Here is a 15,173-nt window from a genome sequence, read left to right as displayed (position 1 = left end):
TTGGGAGTCAATGCAGCTGGATGGCCAGGGCGCCGCTGGGCTGCACGATCACGCTGAGTCCCATCGTGAAGGGCACGTCTTCATCGCGATCGCTGATGTCACCGTCAAACAGGGACTGAACCTCGACCACAATGTGCGCCAGCCCCGGAGCGGCGGCCATTTCGAAGGACAGCTCACCAGCGGTGAGGGCGACGGTGGGATAGGTCGTGATCGACCAGGTCGGAGTGCTCGTAATCCGATCGTCGATGGTGATGCCCCACGGGCAACTCGTGGGTTGCAGCACCGTTTGGGTCGCGCACTCGTCGAGGAACTTGTTCAACTCCGACTGAACCTGGGACACCATCGCCTCGTTCGGCATGGCATCCACCTCAACGTCCGTCGGCCCGGCGGCGGTGACGCGCACGGTGGACTTCTTCGACGTCAGCATGGTCGAGTCGTGTTCCAAGGTGTACCGGTTCGGGGCGAAGGCGAGATAGGCGGCGGACGTCGAGAAGGTGGCGGGGGCATCCGCTTTGATGTGGGCGCGCGTGTCCAGGGTGAGACCGTTCACGCTGAACGTGCGTTCGTGCAGCACTGAGACTTCCAGTACCGCGAGCGGGCTGACGGCGAAGGTCCAGGCGTTGAAGACGCCGGCGAAGGTCCCCGACCGCTCGACCGTGAACACCATGCTTGACGCGGTGCCGTCCAGATCGAAGTCGAACACGACGGTCTGGGCGGTTCCGTCGTCGGAGGCGGGCGTTGCGGTGGCGCTCGCGAGTTCAATATTGCTCAGGCCATCGAGAACGGATGCGCGCAGCAGCGTTTCGGGCAGATTTGCGGCGACCTCGTCGCTCAGCCCCCAGGCGGTCAACTCCGCCGATGAGGGCATGACCCCGCCGAGCGCGAGAGCCCCAACGGTGTCGCCGCGAGCGATGGCATCGAGGTACTGCTGCACGAAGCCGCCCGCGCTGTACACGGTGCGGTTGAGGGCCACGATGGTGCCGGCGAGGCCGGCGGCCAGGAGTGCGGCGACCACCGCAATGGCGAGAATGGCCCGGAGCATGCTGCCGCGGCGCCCGCTCGCCGGTTTTTCTTCGGCCGGAATGGTCACTTCAATATTGTATGTGGGGCGGGTCGGCCAGAAGGCCACGGCCGCTGTCGTGCCCGCGAACTCTGCCGGGAGGTTACAGTGGGATGTCCCCCGTGCAGCATTCGCCTGCCAGAGAAAGTGTGCCGTGTCCGAGATTCCGCTCAGCCGTGAACAGGCGCTGATCTTCGCGGCGATCGAAGGCACCAAACAGAACGTATTCGTCACCGGCCGCGCCGGAACGGGTAAGTCGACCCTGCTGAACCATCTCTCCTGGAACACGAGCAAGCAGATCGTGATTGCCGCGCCCACCGGGGTCGCGGCGCTGAACGTGGGCGGGCAGACCATCCACTCCCTGTTTCGGCTGCCGATCGGCGTCATCGCCGACAGCCCGATCGACCAGAACGATCAGGTGCGCAAGCTCCTCAACACCATTGACACCCTCGTCATCGACGAGGTGTCGATGGTCAACGCCGACCTGATGGACGCGATCGACCGCAGCCTGCGGCAGGCCCGGCAGCGGCCATTCGACGTGTTCGGCGGAGTGCAGATCGTATTGTTCGGAGACCCCTATCAGCTGGCACCGGTGCCCGGCGGCCCCGATGAGCGCGCCTATTTCGCCGATCACTACCGGTCAATGTGGTTCTTTGACGCGAAGGTTTGGCGTGATGCGGAACTGCGCATCTTCGAGTTGACCGAGATTCACCGCCAGCACGACAACGACTTCAAGCTCATGCTCAACGCTGTGCGCCACGGTCAGGTCACCGCCGAGATCGGCGGTGCGCTCAACGGCGCGGGGGCGCGAACTCCGCCCAGTGAGGGCGTGATCACCCTCGCCACGCGCAATGACGCGGTGAACCGCATCAACGCATCCGCTTTGAAAAAGCTGTCGGGTAAATCCCTCACGGCGAAAGCCGATATCACCGGAGATTTTGGCGGCAAGCAGTTTCCGGCCGACGAGGTGCTCGAGCTCAAGGTGGGCGCGCAGGTGATGTTTCTGCGCAACGATTCGCCGCTCGATGGTGGCCCGCGCTGGGTGAACGGCAGCATCGGCACCGTGACTAAGGTCACCTCGACGGTTTTCGTCGATATCGACGGCGACGTGCACGAGGTTGAGCCGACCGTGTGGGAAAAGTACAAGTACACCTATAACGCGGCGACCAAGAAGCTGAGCCGGGATGTCGTGGCGGAATTCACGCAGTTTCCGTTGCGGTTGGCTTGGGCGGTCACCATTCACAAATCGCAGGGGGCCACCTATGAACGGGCCATCGTGGATCTCGGCGCCCGGGTATTCAGCCCCGGTCAGACCTACGTCGCGTTGAGCCGGCTGACCAGCCTCGATGGCCTGTACCTGACCCGGCCGCTGCGGCCGAGCGACATCATCGTGGACGAGAATGTCCAACGGTTCATGAACATGGAGGTCGTGCCCCCCGTGGCCGACTTGGCGGGTCTGGACCCGTTGGGACAGGATTCCGGCGCGGGTCCCACCGACTGAGGAAACCGGGCGACCCGCCTGACCAGACTGTCGGCGGGGCCCGGTTCACTCTCTGCGAGGAATCTAGTGTGACCCGTGGCCGCCCGAGTTAGGCACGATCAACTGGGTAACTCCGTGTGAACCGTGGGGTACCGCGTGGGAGCCGACCTCGGTTGCGGCGAGGGCCGGAGTGGTCAGTGCCGAGAGCAGAAAACCGCCGACGACCAAGCCGGTGAGAAAGCGCCAGCCGCTCGGCGACGACGCGCTGGATGTGGACGCGCTGGGTGTGGACGCGCTGGGTGTGGCTGCACGGAGCGCGGCGGCACCGACGGCCGTAGGGGGTCCGTTCGCTGCGCGCCGCAGTGCGATGGCCACCGTGGCGGCCAGAAACAGGTTGAACAGTGACGCCACCGCCATTGGGTAGAGCGGCAGACCGGTCTGGGCGCTTGTCACGCCGAGGCCGCTGCCCAGGACAGCGGTTGCTCCCCAAATCAAGACCGGAATGAGGGTGGCGCCCACCACGATTCGGGCGGTGAGCACGCGGCCAGTGGCGAGGGTGGCGATTCCCCAGGCGAGTTCAGCCAAGCCGAACCCGACCAGGAGAACCGACAGGGGAAATGGAGCGGTCGCGCCCACGGCCAGGTGGATCAGCGCGGCGCCGAGAGCGGCGAAACCGAGCCAGGTGCGAATGACCGGGGACATAATGCTCCTTGGGGAATCTGCTGCTGTGAAGGGGTGGAGTGCTGGTGCTGGTGCTAGGCCGTGGCGCGGCTGCGAAGCGTCTTGTCGGCGGTGAGGCCGACCCCGAGGAGTACGATCGCGCTGGCGAGGTGCAGAAAGTGGTCAGCGGTGTTGAGCGCCAGAATATTCAACGAGGTGCTCGCGATGAAGAAGCCGACGATACCCAGCAGCAGGTAAACAGCGCCGATGGTGCTGTTGGCGGCCTTGGCCGCCATGGCGTTGGAAACGCCCGCGATGAGCAGCGCGGCACCGATCAGAAGGTGCGCGACGTTGTGCAACGGGTTGACTTCGAAGATGCCCAGCAGCAGTCCACCCTGGGTGGCGATGAAGCCGACGCTGCCGGTGACGGCAAATCCGAGCAATCCGACGAGAACGTAGACCGCACCGAAGACGGTGGCGATCAGGCGATTGGGTGATGTGCGCATTTCAGGTGCCTCCTGTGTCATTCACGGCTAACTCCGTGGTTGCTAGGTATTCGGAACTGCTGCCTTTTCGGATTGGTGCGCGTTGGGTTCGTCGAGTCTGCCGGCGGGGGCATACGAAAGCGCGGCACCCAGGATCTGGGCACCGCGCTCAACGTTTGTGTCGGTCAGGCCTTGCGGCGGTTCACGATCGCACCGTAGATGAGCAGCACGATCAGCGATCCGACAATGGCGAGGATCCAGGTGGTCAGGGAGAAGAAGTCGCCCAGATTCACGTTGAACAGGAGCCCGCCGAGCCAGCCGCCGAGGAAGGCGCCGACGACACCGAGCAGCAGGGTGATGAACCAGCCCCCGCCTTGGCGGCCGGGAAGGATTGCCTTTGCGATCGCGCCGGCAATAAGACCGAGCAGTAGGAATCCGAGGAAACTCATGAGACTGCCTTTCAGTTGAGTTGTGCGGTCAGTGAGCGAGCGGTGCAATGCAATGCACCCGATGTGCCGTGAATTTACCCGGGTGCACACGGTTCGTCAATGGTTTGATTCCAGACGTGCGAAAGGCATCGAAACAGCGGATGCAGCGGCGCACGCACCGCTGACACTGGCTAATCGAGCCAGTAGTCGTCATCGATGTACGAGGAGGTAATTCCCGTCGTGGACTCGATCGTGCCGGGAGCGTCATCCGGAAAGATCGTCTCAAATTTCACGTTGGAATGACTCGTGATGAGCAGGGAAATGTGCGAGCTCAGGGAGCTGAAGATATCGACGAAGCCGCCGCCGTTGTGCACGGCCGCCGTGAGGGCGGCCTTGAGGCCCGGAATGTTGTAATCGCCGGCGAGGTAGAACCAGTCGTCGTTGATCGTCAACCGGTAGCTGGGCATTGCACGGTCCATTTCGTTGGGGCAAGGGGTGGGTCGACGCGTGCGGCCTGAATCGGGGCGTGGTCGATCACTGTGGCCCACGGTTGTCCCGACTGGACCGTCGGTACGAGTTTTCACACTACGGTAATTGCCTCAGAGTGCAAACTATTTAATCTATAAGCGATTCGCGCAATCGGCTACGCTGTCAGTAAGGAACGGCCCGACGGGTAGTTCTGCGCGGCTGCGCTGAGACGATTCCGGCAGGCCAGAATTCGGGAGAGTGCATGGGCGGGCATGAGTGCGGGGGGCGTTCCATGAATGCGATGTCGGCATCCGCTGTGGCTTTTTTGCGCGCGCTGGATCGCAATCGCACTCGGGTGGCCGCGCAGTTCAATCTGACCGGGACGGAGCTGCGCGCCCTGGCCCGCATCGTGGAGACCGGCGGCATTACGCCCAAAATGCTCGCCGAAGCGCTGCAAATGACGACGGGCGCCGTGACCGCGATCTCCAATCGCCTGGTGGCCATGGATCTGGTCACACGCGTGCCCCACCCCCATGATCGGCGCAGCCTGCTACTCGAGCTCGCGCCGGCCGCCGGGCAGATCGCCCAGACGATATACGACGACTTTGAGGCACTCATCGCCCGTGCCGTGCGCGACGTGAGCCCGGAAGACCAGGCTCGACTGGGCGACCTCCTGGCCGCGATGGCGTTGTCCATCGGGGCCGGCGATGCTCGAGAGCTGAACGAGCCGCGCTAGACCAGCTCTGCGGGATCACCGGGCTGAAACACTTAGCTGTGGCGGGTTCCAGCTCCCGCCAAAAGCGCGCGATAGCCGTCACGGTAGGTGGGATAGCTGAAGGCAAAGCCGGTGTCCCGCAGCAGCCGGTTATTCAGGAGCTTGTCGCCGCCGCGTTGGCTCTCACGAGTGGGTTCGGGGTCTGACTCCTTCCCGGGCCGGTAGCCGGGCTCGGCCAGGCCGAGCTCGGTGGCGAGAAAAGTCAGGACCTCGTTGCTGGGCACCGGGGCATTGTCGACGCCGAGATAGAGCGGTGCCGGCTGTTGCGGGCGGAGCAGCAGGTGAACGATCGCGGCGGCGGCGTCGTCCCGGTGTATGCGGTTGGTGTGGCGGGACTCGGCCGACAGGGTGGCACCCTGCCGCACCTGGGTGATCAGGCGTTCGCGTCCGGGGCCGTAGAGGCCGGCCAGGCGCAGCACGGTGGCGGCGGGGAGGCGGGTGTGGAGCATCCGTTCGGCGTCGAGCACGATGGAATCAGTGCCCGGTTTCGGGTTTGCCGGCGTCTGCTCGTCGACCCAACTACCGTCGTTGACGTTGTACACGGCCGTCGATGAGACCAGGAGCACTCTCAGCGGTGTGACGCGGGCCTCATCGATGGCATCGAGCAGGTTGCGCAGGCCGTCGAGGTAGGCAGCCCGGTAGGCGGCTTCCGTGGGGCTGCCGGCGGAGATGGCCACCACAACGAACTCTGTGTCGACCGGAATAACCGGTTTCTGCACGCTGAGGTCGACGGACTGGCCGGAGATTTCCGGTGGGAGCACACTGGCGTTGCGACGCAGCCCGACCACTTGGTGCCCCAGCCGGGCGAACCGCAGACCTACTTCGGTGCCGAGGTCGCCGCATCCGGCAATCAGTACCGTCATCGCTCTCCTACTTTCGTGTTCGTGACCGTTTTCAGTGCTCTCACGCTATCGGGCGCACCATGACAGTTCGCCGAACGGTACGACCGGAAGGTGTCAACACAGCAGAGAGCGCTGACTGGACAACTTCGTGGGGTTAGGGCCGGGTTGCACCCCACAAAATCATCGAGTGAGCACAAAATGTGGAGCGGATGACGGGAATCGAACCCGCGCTATCAGCTTGGGAAGCTGAAGTTCTACCATTGAACTACATCCGCGCGCCCGACCGTGAGTGAACAACAATCGGAACGTTGTCAGCATATCAACCCCTCACGGCTAGGCTGGCACCGTGCTGCTCTCCGATCGCGATATCAAGGCCGAACTCGACGCTGGACGAATCGGTTTAGAGCCGCTCGACCCCGCGATGATCCAGCCGTCGAGCATCGACGTGCGCCTCGACCGCCTGTTTCGGCTGTTCGACAACCACAAGTACGCCTATATTGATCCGGCCGAAGACCAGCCCGAGCTGACCCACCTCATCGAGACCAAGCCCGACGAGCCGTTTATTCTGCACCCGGGTGAATTCGTGCTCGGCGCCACCTACGAGCAGGTCACCCTGCCCGACGACGTGGCCGCACGCCTCGAGGGTAAGAGTTCGCTCGGTCGTCTCGGCCTGCTTACCCACTCCACCGCCGGATTCATCGACCCCGGCTTCTCGGGCCACGTCACGCTCGAACTCAGCAATGTTGCGACGCTGCCCATCAAGCTCTGGCCCGGTATGAAGATCGGCCAGCTGTGCTTCTTTCAGCTCAGCTCCCCGGCCGAAAAGCCTTACGGCTCCAGCGAATACGGCTCCCGCTACCAGGGCCAGCGCGGCCCGACGGCCTCGCGCTCGTTTCAGAACTTTCACCGCACCAGCATCGACCGCTAACCCCCTCCAGCGCAGACGGATGCCTACGGGTAATCCGTACGTAACCTCAGGTCGGGTAAAATTCGGGTATGACCTCCATGCCCACCCGATTCGACGAGGCGCTCATTGCGCACGGCCCCACGCCGGCCTACCCCGGGCGCATGCATCGCTTCGGCCAGATGGTGGGGTCCTGGGCGGCGAAGGGGTCCCGGCTCAACGAGACCACCGGCGAGTGGAGTGAACGCGACTTCGTTTGGATGGTGGAATTCATCCTCGATGGCCGGGCCGTGCAAGACGTCGAGCTGGTCGTGAACCCGGCGCATCCGTCGGGATATGAAACCGTCGCCACTACCGTGCGCGTCTACGACCCGTTCGCCGGCGCCTGGCGGGTGAGCTATTTCGCCCCAACGCTCGGCGAATACTGCCAACTCATTGCCACCCCCTACCGCCACGGTGTGCGGCAGGAGGGCACCCGCACCGACGGCCGCCCGATCCGCTGGAACTTCACCGCCATCACCCCCGACAGCTACAAGTGGGAGGCCTGGGTCTCCGCCGATGAGGGCGCCAGTTGGCAACTCATTGAACACAACGAGGCCACCCGCATTCGCTAAGCACGCGCATCCGTTTTCAAGTGGATGCCCGCGCGGCGCCGCTACCGGGCAGCCACGCGGTTCGTGGACTGGCGCTGTCGGAGCACGTTCACGATCACCGGCGGGCTGCTGTCGGTATCGCCCTCGATGCGCCGCACCAGAAAATCCACCGCGGCCTTCGCGGTGATCTCGGGCGTCAGGTCGATCGAGGTGATCGGTGGGGCGCTGTTGCGCGTCTGCTCGGAATCGGAGCCAGCCACGATCATGATGTCAGCCGGCACGTCGTAGCCGGCTCGCTGGAGCCGGCGCTGCAATCCCGCCGCGTGACGCCCGGTGAGGCAGTACACCGCGTCGGGCAGTCCCTGTACTGCGGCCACGGCGAGCATTTGTTCGGCGATCGCCTCACCGCCGGCCTCGCCCGCCGTTTCGTCTTGCTGGTAGACGACGGCAGCCTCAGCGTGCGCGCTGGCCCACTCTCGATAGGTGAGCTCGCTGTCGGCGTTCCAGGCGTTGGTATCGGTTCCGACGACCAGAGCAATGCGCCGTGCGCCGCGCTCGGTGAGGTGGGCGAGTACCGCGCGGGCATCCTCGGCGGTGCCGAGGCCCAGCCAGTCGGTGAAGTCGTCGCGGCCCACGTCGCGGCCCACCGTCACGAGCGGAATGCCATTTCGTTGTAAAAGGGTGATGACCGGGTCGTTGCCGGTCGGGTCGGAGATGATGAAGCCGTCGACGGCGAGGGCGATGCCCGGCACGTTCTTGGTGGTCGGGTCGCGCACCAGCATGAGACCGAATCCCCGATCGAGGGCTTCCACCGCCGCGGCGCCGGCAAAACGCACGAAATAATCCACCCCGGCAGGTTGGTAGGAATCGAGGGTGTCGAGCGGGCGGATGACCAGGCCGAGCACCCCGAGTCGGTTGCTGCGCAGCCCGCGGGCGATGGCATCGGCGCTGTAGCCGAGGCGTTCGGCGGTGTCGAGCACACGCTGCCTCGTGGCCGAGGCCACCACTCCCTTGCCGTTGAGCGAGTGCGACACCGTGGTGATGGAGACCCCGGCTTCGCGCGCTACATCGTGGATCGTGGCGCGTCTCCGTTCCGGAATGAAGCTCATACCGGAACGTTACAGGCATATTTCCAATACCAAAACGTTTTGTACAATCACTAGACCAAAACGTTTTGGTCAGTTAGGTTCTCATAAAAGCCCTTGCACGTCACAGCAATGATGAATTCTAGGAGCACGACATGAAGAAGAGAACAGTCGCCATATTCGGCGTGCTGGCCGTGGCCCTCAGCGGCTGCGCCGCGGGAAACACCGATGGCGCAGCACCCGGCCTCAGCACCGACGACCTGGCTGTCACGACTCCGGCCGGCGGAGAACTCGACCTGGCCACCTGGAACCTGCCGTTCGGCGAGCCGGCCTCGATCGACCCGATCAAGGCTTACAACTACCCCGAGAATACGGTTGTGGCCAACCTGTGTGAGGGACTCATGCAATTGCAGCCCGACTACAGCATTGCGCCCAACCTGGCCGAAAGTGTCGAGAGCCAGGATGCCTCCACCTGGATCTACACGATTCGCCAGGGCGTCGAGTTCTGGGATGGCGAACCCATGACGACGGACGATGTGGTCTACAGTCTGGGCCGTCAACTCGATCCGAACGAGGGCAGTTACTGGGCCGGCGACGTCGCTGGCAACATTGCGTCGATCGAAAAGACCGGTGACTGGGAGGTGACCGTTTCGCTCACCAGGCCGGACGCCACCTTCAACTCCTACCTCGCCACCCCGATCGGCAACGTCGTTGAGCAGGCGCACCGCGTGGCAGCCGGCGACACCTACGGCACCCCCGCCGGTGGCGTCATGTGCACCGGCCCGTACTCGGTTGGTGCCTGGAACCAGGGCCAGAGCATCTCCCTGGAACGCAACGACAACTACTGGAACGCCCAGAAGGTCGCCAAGACCGCACAGGTCGACATCAGCTTCATCGTTGACGCCGCCGCTATCTCCAACGCCCTCAGCACCGGTGCCATCGACGGGTCCTACGACGTGCCGCTCGGCTCGATCGCCACTCTGGAATCGGCCACCAACGGGAGCCTGATTCTGGGGCGGTCGCTACAGATCATCGCCATCATCGGCACCGGTAATGGCGCCTTCGCAGACCCGGCCGTGCGCCAGGCTCTTATGCTCGCGACAGACCGAGAGGCGATTGCCGCGACGGTCTTCGAGGGCACCGCCGAGGCATCCTCATCGCTGGTACCGAACAACGCGTGGTCCTACGCCAATGATGTCTTCGAAGAAGGCCGCGCTGATCTCCGACCGACCGCCGTCGACATCGAAGCAGCCAAGGAAGCCCTGAAGGCCGCCACGACCGACCTGACCCAGCCGATCTCCATCGTCTACCCGTCGGAGCGCACGTATTACGCCGACATCATCTCGGAGATCTCCAACGGCGCGAGCGCCATCGGGCTGACCGTCGTTCCCGAGGGAGTGCCGAGCGCACAGTTCGGTGCCTTCTTCTCCGACCCCGAGGCACGCGCCGGCCACGACGCCTTCGTGACCGCGAACTACATGGATATTCCCGACCCGCTCGCTTTTCTGCGCACCATCCTCGGCAGCGCCGGCGGACAGAACTACAACGCTTACAGCAATGCTGAGGTAGATGGTCTGCTGGCCGACGCCGGCGCAGCCAGCGATAACGAGGACCGCGCGACGATCGTGAACGAAATTCAGGAGCTGGCCATGGCCGAACTCCCGTGGATCCCGATCGTCGACCCGTCGGTACGACTGTTCCTCAACGATCGGGTCACCGGTGTGCCGGCCTCGTTCGTGTACCTGTACTACCCGTGGGCAGCCGACCTCGGCGCTGCCGAGTAACCACCGCTCACACTGAAAAGGGTCGTTCACGTGATGTTTGTCATACGCAGGCTGCTGGCGCTCGCCGGGGTGCTCGTCGTGTCGAGTTTTCTCGTCTTTGGTGCGATGTACGCTGCACCCGGTAGCCCGGAGAACTTTCTGGTGCAGGGACGCACGGTCTCACCCGACGTGCTCGCCGCTATCAGGGAGCAGTATTCACTGGACGACCCTTTCCTGGTTCGCTTCTGGAACTGGATCACCAACGTTCTGCACGGCGATTTCGGGCAATCCCTGGCCAATCGGCAGGACGTGGGCGAAATGCTCGCCAACCGACTGCCCACCACCCTCATGCTGGTCTCGCTTGCGGCGGTGATCATCGTGGTACTGGGTATCGGCCTGGGTATCATTGCCGGTACCCGCGATGGAGCGCTCGACAAGATCATCGTGCTGGGCTCCAACCTCGGCTTTGCCATTCCAACCTTCTTCGCCGCGCTTATTCTGATGAGCGTGTTCAGTGTGGCGCTGGGCTGGTTTCCCGTCTTTGGCAGCGGCGACGGCTTTCTCGACCGCATCTGGCACCTCACCCTGCCGGCATTCGCGCTGGCGCTTCCTTCGACCGCGGTCGTGGCCCGCATTACCCGCACGGCCATTCGCGAGGAGCGGGACAGCGAGCATTCCGCGATGGCACTGGCCCGCGGCGTGCCCGGCGGGCTGGTGCTGCGGCGCCATGTCATTCGCAACTCGATGCTGCCGGTGAGCACCATCGTCGGCGTCCACATCGCCGGCCTCATCGCCGGATCGTTCGTGGTCGAGTACGCCTTCACCCTGGACGGCCTTGGTACCCTCCTGGTCAGTGCCGTGCAACGCAAGGACTTCGCGATCGTGCAGGCAATCGCCATCATCCTGGTCGGCGCTTTCGGCATCATCAACCTGCTGGTCGACCTGTTGTATGCCAGTATCGACCCGCGAGTGAGATTGGGGCTCAGCGCATGAGCGCACACATTCTTCCCACGCACACCCGGCCGGCCGGCACGCCGCTGGCCCGCTTCTTCGTCGCTCTCTACGAGCGGATGGGCGTGCTCGGCCTGATCGCGATCGCCATCGTTCTCGTTGCGGTGCTCGGCGCCGTGCTGGCACCAGTGATTGCTCCGTATGACCCCACGGTCGGCTCGGTAACCCAGCGATACAGCGGCATGTCGGCGGCGCACCTGTTCGGCACCGACCAGGCCGGCCGCGACATCTTCTCGCGTCTGCTCTGGGGTGCCCGATCCAGCCTGACCGGACCGCTCATCGTCGTGGGCGTGACGGCCGTCTTCGGCACGCTCATCGCTCTGGTCAGCGTCTGGTGGGGCGGTCTGGTCGACGCGCTGCTCAGCCGGCTGCTCGACCTCTTGTTCGCCTTTCCCAACCTGCTGCTCGCCGTGCTCGCCATCGCGGTGTTCGGGCCGAGCATCACCACCGCCGCGCTCGCCCTGTCGATCGCTTATATTCCATATACGGCACGTGTTATTCGCAGCACGGCGCTGCGGGAGCGCAACCTGCCCTACGTGCAGTCACCACAGTTGCAAGGCATCTCCGGCGCCGTCATCACCGTGCGGCACCTGCTGCCCAACATCGCTCCGCTCATCGTGACCGGCGCCACTATCAACTTCGGCTTCGCCATGATCGAACTCGCCGCGCTGTCGTTCCTCGGGCTCGGTGTGCAACCGCCCGCCGCTGACTGGGGTCTCATGGTCAGCAACGGCCAGCAATCCCTGCTCAAGGGATACCCCGCCGAAAGCCTGCTGGCGGGACTGTGCATCGTTCTGACCGTGGCGTCGCTCGGCTATATCGGCGAAAAACTCGGCGGCCGTGCCGCCGCAGGGAGGAAAGCCTGATGCTCCAGATCGACGATCTTTCCCTCACCCTGGCCGGTAAACACGCCGACCTCTCCATCCTGCGCGGGGTCTCCCTTTCCGTAGGGGCCGGCGAGGCCGTTGGCCTGGTCGGTGAGTCCGGCAGTGGCAAGTCGATGACCCTGCGCTCGATTCTGCACATGGCTCCGGTCAATGCCACCATCGCCGGGCAGATTTTGCTCGATGGCGAGGATGTGCTCGGCCTGCGTGGCGAAGACCTGCGCCGGATGCGTTCCCGTGACGTGTCGATGATCGCGCAAAATCCGCACGCCGTGCTCAACCCCGTACTGCCGGTCGAACGGTATCTCGTGGAGGGCATGCACGACGCTCAGGGATTGGCCACGCGGGCCGCTCGGGTGCGCGCCGGTGAACTTCTCGAACAGGTCGGAATCGACGAGGTCGATCGGGTGCTGCGCTCCTACCCGCACCAACTCTCCGGAGGCATGCTGCAACGCGTGGTGATTGCGGGCGCGATCGCCGGAAAACCGCGGCTCATGCTCGCCGACGAACCCACTACCGCGCTCGATGTGACCACCCAGGCCGAGGTCATGGCAATCCTCGACGATTGTCGCCGCGAACTGGGCATGGCCATGCTTTTTGTAACCCATGACCTCGACCTGGCGGCCGCGGTCTGTGATCGCATCAACGTAATGAAGGACGGCGAGATCGTGGAAACCGGAGTGCCCGAACAGCTGAGGGATGACCCGCAGCATCCGTATACCCGCGCCCTGATGGCATCCCGTCCGGCGGGCATCACCTGGACCAGCACAGGAGGCATCAAATGAACGCGGCAGCAGAACCGGTCATCGTGGTTGATTCCCTGACACGCACCTTTCACACCGGCCGCGGCCGAACGGTGACGGCGCTGGACCACGTCTCCGTGACGGTCGAGGCCGGCACCTGCCTCGCCGTGGTCGGTGAATCCGGGTCGGGTAAGACAACACTGGCCCGCATTATCGTGGGGCTGGAGCGTGCCGACGGTGGCACGGTCACCCTGGCTGGACGTGTCGTTGCGGCCAAGGCCCGCCGGCACGAATTACGACGCCGAGCCCAGCAGATTCAAATGGTGTTCCAAGACCCGCAGAGCTCGCTCAACCGGCGCCTGCCGGTGAGCACGGCCGTCGATGAGGTGCTGCGCGCCCATTCCCGGCTGGGAGCCCGGGCCCGCCGTGAACGATGTGCGGCTCTCTTCGAGCAGGTCGGGCTCGAACCCCGGCACCTCACGGCCCGCCCCGACGAGCTGTCCGGCGGCCAGCGGCAGCGGGTGGCGATCGCTCGGGCGCTCGCCGCCGACCCCGCCGTGATCGTGCTCGATGAGTCCGTCGCCGCCCTCGACGTGACCGTGCAGGCTCAGATTTTGCAGTTGCTCGCCGAACTGCGCGCCGAAAAGGGGCTCACCTACCTCTTTATCACCCACGATCTCTCGGTGGTGCAGCAGATCGCTGATCACGTCGTCGTCATGCGACGCGGCGTGATCGTCGAGCGCGGAACAACGGAGGAGGTATTGGGCAACCCCCAGCATCCGTATACGCAGTTGCTGTTGGAGTGCGCGCCGCGCCCGGGCTGGAAACCACAGCGCGGCATGATTCGCGCTCTGCGTGAGGAGATCGCCTCATGACCGTGCAGGGTTTGGGGCGCTCGCTCGCCCCGCAGCTGATCAGCATCGATTCGACGGATGCCTACGAGCGCGGTCGCCAGCGCGGCCGGCGGCTCGGCGATGCCCTCGATACCGGGATCAGCGTCTATCGCCAGCTCTTCTCCGTGGCGGGCATCGACCCGCGGGTCGTGCAGGCCAACGCCGAAAGCGCCATCGTCGCGACCGAGGCCTGGAGCCCCGATCTGGCCGCGGAACTACGCGGCACCGCTGACGCGAGCGGCTACGAGCTCTGGATGATCGCGGCGCTCAATGCGCGTACCGAAATCCTTTCCGGCGCGAACGGTTCGACCGGGACCAAGCCCGGCGAATGCTCAACGATCGTGAGTACCCGTGCGCGCCCGGTCGGTGCGCAGACCTGGGACTGGCACGATGAGCTGGCCGACTGCTGGCACCTGCAGCAGGTGCATGGAACGCCGCACAGTTTCGTTGGCCTGACCGAGCACGGCATCCTGAGCAAGGTGGGCGTTAATGACGCCGGGGTGGGCATCATGCTCAATATCCTCGGTCACCAGGCCGATCGCGCCGACGGGGTGCCGGTGCACCTGGTCGGGGCGCGAGTTCTGGCCGAGGCCGGAACGCTCGAGGAGGCTCTGCAGATTCTGCAATCAGCGCCGGTGAGCACCTCGAGCGCTATCACGGTGCTGACTCCGGATGCGGCGGTGACGGTCGAACTCAATCCCACCGGATCCCAGGTGGTGCGGCCGCGCAACGGCATTCTGCTGCACACCAATCACTTCCTCGACCCCCGGCTGGGTCAGGGGGAGAAGCCCGGTCTCTACGATCCGGACTCGCAGTTGCGCCTCGGTGTACTCACCGAGCGGGCGGAGGCCGGACCGCTGCCCACCGGTGCGGCGCAACTCGTGCCGTACCTGGTCTCGCGACCGGGTGACGTCGCCGAGCTTTGCTGCGTGCCCGAGCCGGGTGCCACACTGGGCAACCGTTGGTCCACCCTGGCCACCATCACCCTCGATGCGCAGGCCCGCACCATGACCGCGTCGGCCGGGTCACCGCTGGCCGCCGTCGACGATCACGCGCCCGTGACGGTGCTGGTCGCGCGGTAGGGCGGGCCGGCGGTTCG

The 15,173-nt window shown here is 64.7% G+C and carries 17 protein-coding genes and 1 tRNA gene; 10 read left to right on the top strand and 8 right to left on the bottom strand.

What is annotated here, in order from left to right; genetic code table 11:
• Nucleotides 1–7: 7 nt before the first annotated feature.
• On the bottom strand, nt 8–1,090 hold the full coding sequence (locus QMK22_RS04960; RefSeq protein ID WP_283496527.1) for a hypothetical protein: 1,083 nt from the start codon (nt 1,088–1,090) through the stop codon (nt 8–10).
• 124 nt (nt 1,091–1,214) lie between these two features.
• Here QMK22_RS04960 and QMK22_RS04955 point away from each other — a divergent pair, with 124 nt between their 5' ends.
• On the top strand, nt 1,215–2,561 hold the full coding sequence (locus QMK22_RS04955; protein WP_283496526.1) for an ATP-dependent DNA helicase: 1,347 nt from the start codon (nt 1,215–1,217) through the stop codon (nt 2,559–2,561).
• Between the two features lie 63 nt (nt 2,562–2,624).
• Here the strand turns inward: QMK22_RS04955 and QMK22_RS04950 are convergent, their stop codons facing one another.
• From QMK22_RS04950 to QMK22_RS04935, 4 genes are all read right to left on the bottom strand, one after another.
• A complete protein-coding gene (locus QMK22_RS04950) occupies nt 2,625–3,242 on the bottom strand; it encodes a hypothetical protein (RefSeq protein ID WP_283496525.1) in 618 nt (205 codons plus the stop codon).
• 53 nt (nt 3,243–3,295) lie between these two features.
• Complete coding sequence (locus tag QMK22_RS04945; protein ID WP_283496524.1) at nt 3,296–3,706, bottom strand: DUF4383 domain-containing protein; 411 nt, start codon at nt 3,704–3,706, stop codon at nt 3,296–3,298.
• 164 nt (nt 3,707–3,870) lie between these two features.
• Nucleotides 3,871–4,134: a GlsB/YeaQ/YmgE family stress response membrane protein gene (locus tag QMK22_RS04940; RefSeq protein WP_283496523.1), complete on the bottom strand. Its 264-nt coding sequence runs from the start codon at nt 4,132–4,134 to the stop codon at nt 3,871–3,873.
• A gap of 170 nt (nt 4,135–4,304) precedes the next feature.
• Nucleotides 4,305–4,580 carry a hypothetical protein gene (locus QMK22_RS04935; protein WP_283496522.1) on the bottom strand — a complete coding sequence of 92 codons (276 nt, stop codon included), beginning with the start codon at nt 4,578–4,580 and terminating at the stop codon, nt 4,305–4,307.
• A 293-nt stretch (nt 4,581–4,873) separates the two neighbouring features.
• Here QMK22_RS04935 and QMK22_RS04930 point away from each other — a divergent pair, with 293 nt between their 5' ends.
• Complete coding sequence (locus QMK22_RS04930; RefSeq protein ID WP_283496521.1) at nt 4,874–5,317, top strand: MarR family winged helix-turn-helix transcriptional regulator; 444 nt, start codon at nt 4,874–4,876, stop codon at nt 5,315–5,317.
• Between the two features lie 32 nt (nt 5,318–5,349).
• On the opposite strand, the gene QMK22_RS04925 is transcribed toward QMK22_RS04930, so the two are convergent.
• Together QMK22_RS04925 and QMK22_RS04920 are read right to left on the bottom strand one after the other, a co-directional pair.
• Complete coding sequence (locus QMK22_RS04925) at nt 5,350–6,219, bottom strand: NAD-dependent epimerase/dehydratase family protein (protein WP_283496520.1); 870 nt, start codon at nt 6,217–6,219, stop codon at nt 5,350–5,352.
• Nucleotides 6,220–6,399: 180 nt separating this feature from the next.
• Nucleotides 6,400–6,473, bottom strand: a tRNA-Gly gene (locus QMK22_RS04920).
• Nucleotides 6,474–6,544: 71 nt separating this feature from the next.
• Between QMK22_RS04920 and dcd the strand changes: the two genes are divergently transcribed.
• Together dcd and QMK22_RS04910 are read left to right on the top strand one after the other, a co-directional pair.
• Complete coding sequence (gene dcd / locus QMK22_RS04915) at nt 6,545–7,126, top strand: dCTP deaminase (protein WP_283496519.1); 582 nt, start codon at nt 6,545–6,547, stop codon at nt 7,124–7,126.
• Between the two features lie 68 nt (nt 7,127–7,194).
• Entirely contained in the window at nt 7,195–7,716 is a 522-nt protein-coding gene (locus QMK22_RS04910; protein ID WP_283496518.1) for a hypothetical protein, read from the top strand.
• Nucleotides 7,717–7,757: 41 nt separating this feature from the next.
• Here the strand turns inward: QMK22_RS04910 and QMK22_RS04905 are convergent, their stop codons facing one another.
• Nucleotides 7,758–8,804, bottom strand: coding sequence for a LacI family DNA-binding transcriptional regulator (locus QMK22_RS04905; protein ID WP_283496517.1), 1,047 nt, complete (start codon nt 8,802–8,804; stop codon nt 7,758–7,760).
• 131 nt (nt 8,805–8,935) lie between these two features.
• Here QMK22_RS04905 and QMK22_RS04900 point away from each other — a divergent pair, with 131 nt between their 5' ends.
• Genes QMK22_RS04900 through QMK22_RS04875 form a run of 6 tightly spaced genes read left to right on the top strand, consistent with a single transcriptional unit; the run spans nt 8,936 to nt 15,156 of the window.
• A complete protein-coding gene (locus QMK22_RS04900; protein WP_283496516.1) occupies nt 8,936–10,564 on the top strand; it encodes an ABC transporter substrate-binding protein in 1,629 nt (542 codons plus the stop codon).
• 33 nt (nt 10,565–10,597) lie between these two features.
• The gene (locus tag QMK22_RS04895; RefSeq protein WP_283496798.1) at nt 10,598–11,536 is read left to right on the top strand and encodes an ABC transporter permease; all 939 of its coding nucleotides are present in this window, start codon (nt 10,598–10,600) and stop codon (nt 11,534–11,536) included.
• Nucleotides 11,533–12,420: an ABC transporter permease gene (locus QMK22_RS04890; RefSeq protein ID WP_283496515.1), complete on the top strand. Its 888-nt coding sequence runs from the start codon at nt 11,533–11,535 to the stop codon at nt 12,418–12,420. The genes QMK22_RS04895 and QMK22_RS04890 overlap by 4 nt, the downstream gene beginning before the upstream one ends.
• On the top strand, nt 12,420–13,223 hold the full coding sequence (locus QMK22_RS04885; protein WP_283496514.1) for an ABC transporter ATP-binding protein: 804 nt from the start codon (nt 12,420–12,422) through the stop codon (nt 13,221–13,223). Before QMK22_RS04890 ends, QMK22_RS04885 begins: the two co-directional genes overlap by 1 nt.
• Nucleotides 13,220–14,056, top strand: coding sequence for an ABC transporter ATP-binding protein (locus QMK22_RS04880; protein WP_283496513.1), 837 nt, complete (start codon nt 13,220–13,222; stop codon nt 14,054–14,056). Before QMK22_RS04885 ends, QMK22_RS04880 begins: the two co-directional genes overlap by 4 nt.
• A complete protein-coding gene (locus QMK22_RS04875; protein ID WP_283496512.1) occupies nt 14,053–15,156 on the top strand; it encodes a C45 family autoproteolytic acyltransferase/hydrolase in 1,104 nt (367 codons plus the stop codon). Before QMK22_RS04880 ends, QMK22_RS04875 begins: the two co-directional genes overlap by 4 nt.
• Nucleotides 15,157–15,173 lie beyond the last annotated feature (17 nt).

It is taken from the genome of Cryobacterium sp. PH29-G1, assembly GCF_030063365.1.
In the GTDB taxonomy this organism is placed as follows: domain Bacteria; phylum Actinomycetota; class Actinomycetes; order Actinomycetales; family Microbacteriaceae; genus Cryobacterium.
The sequence above is the reverse complement of the archived record's forward strand: the minus strand, read 5'-3'. Positions and strand labels throughout refer to the sequence as shown.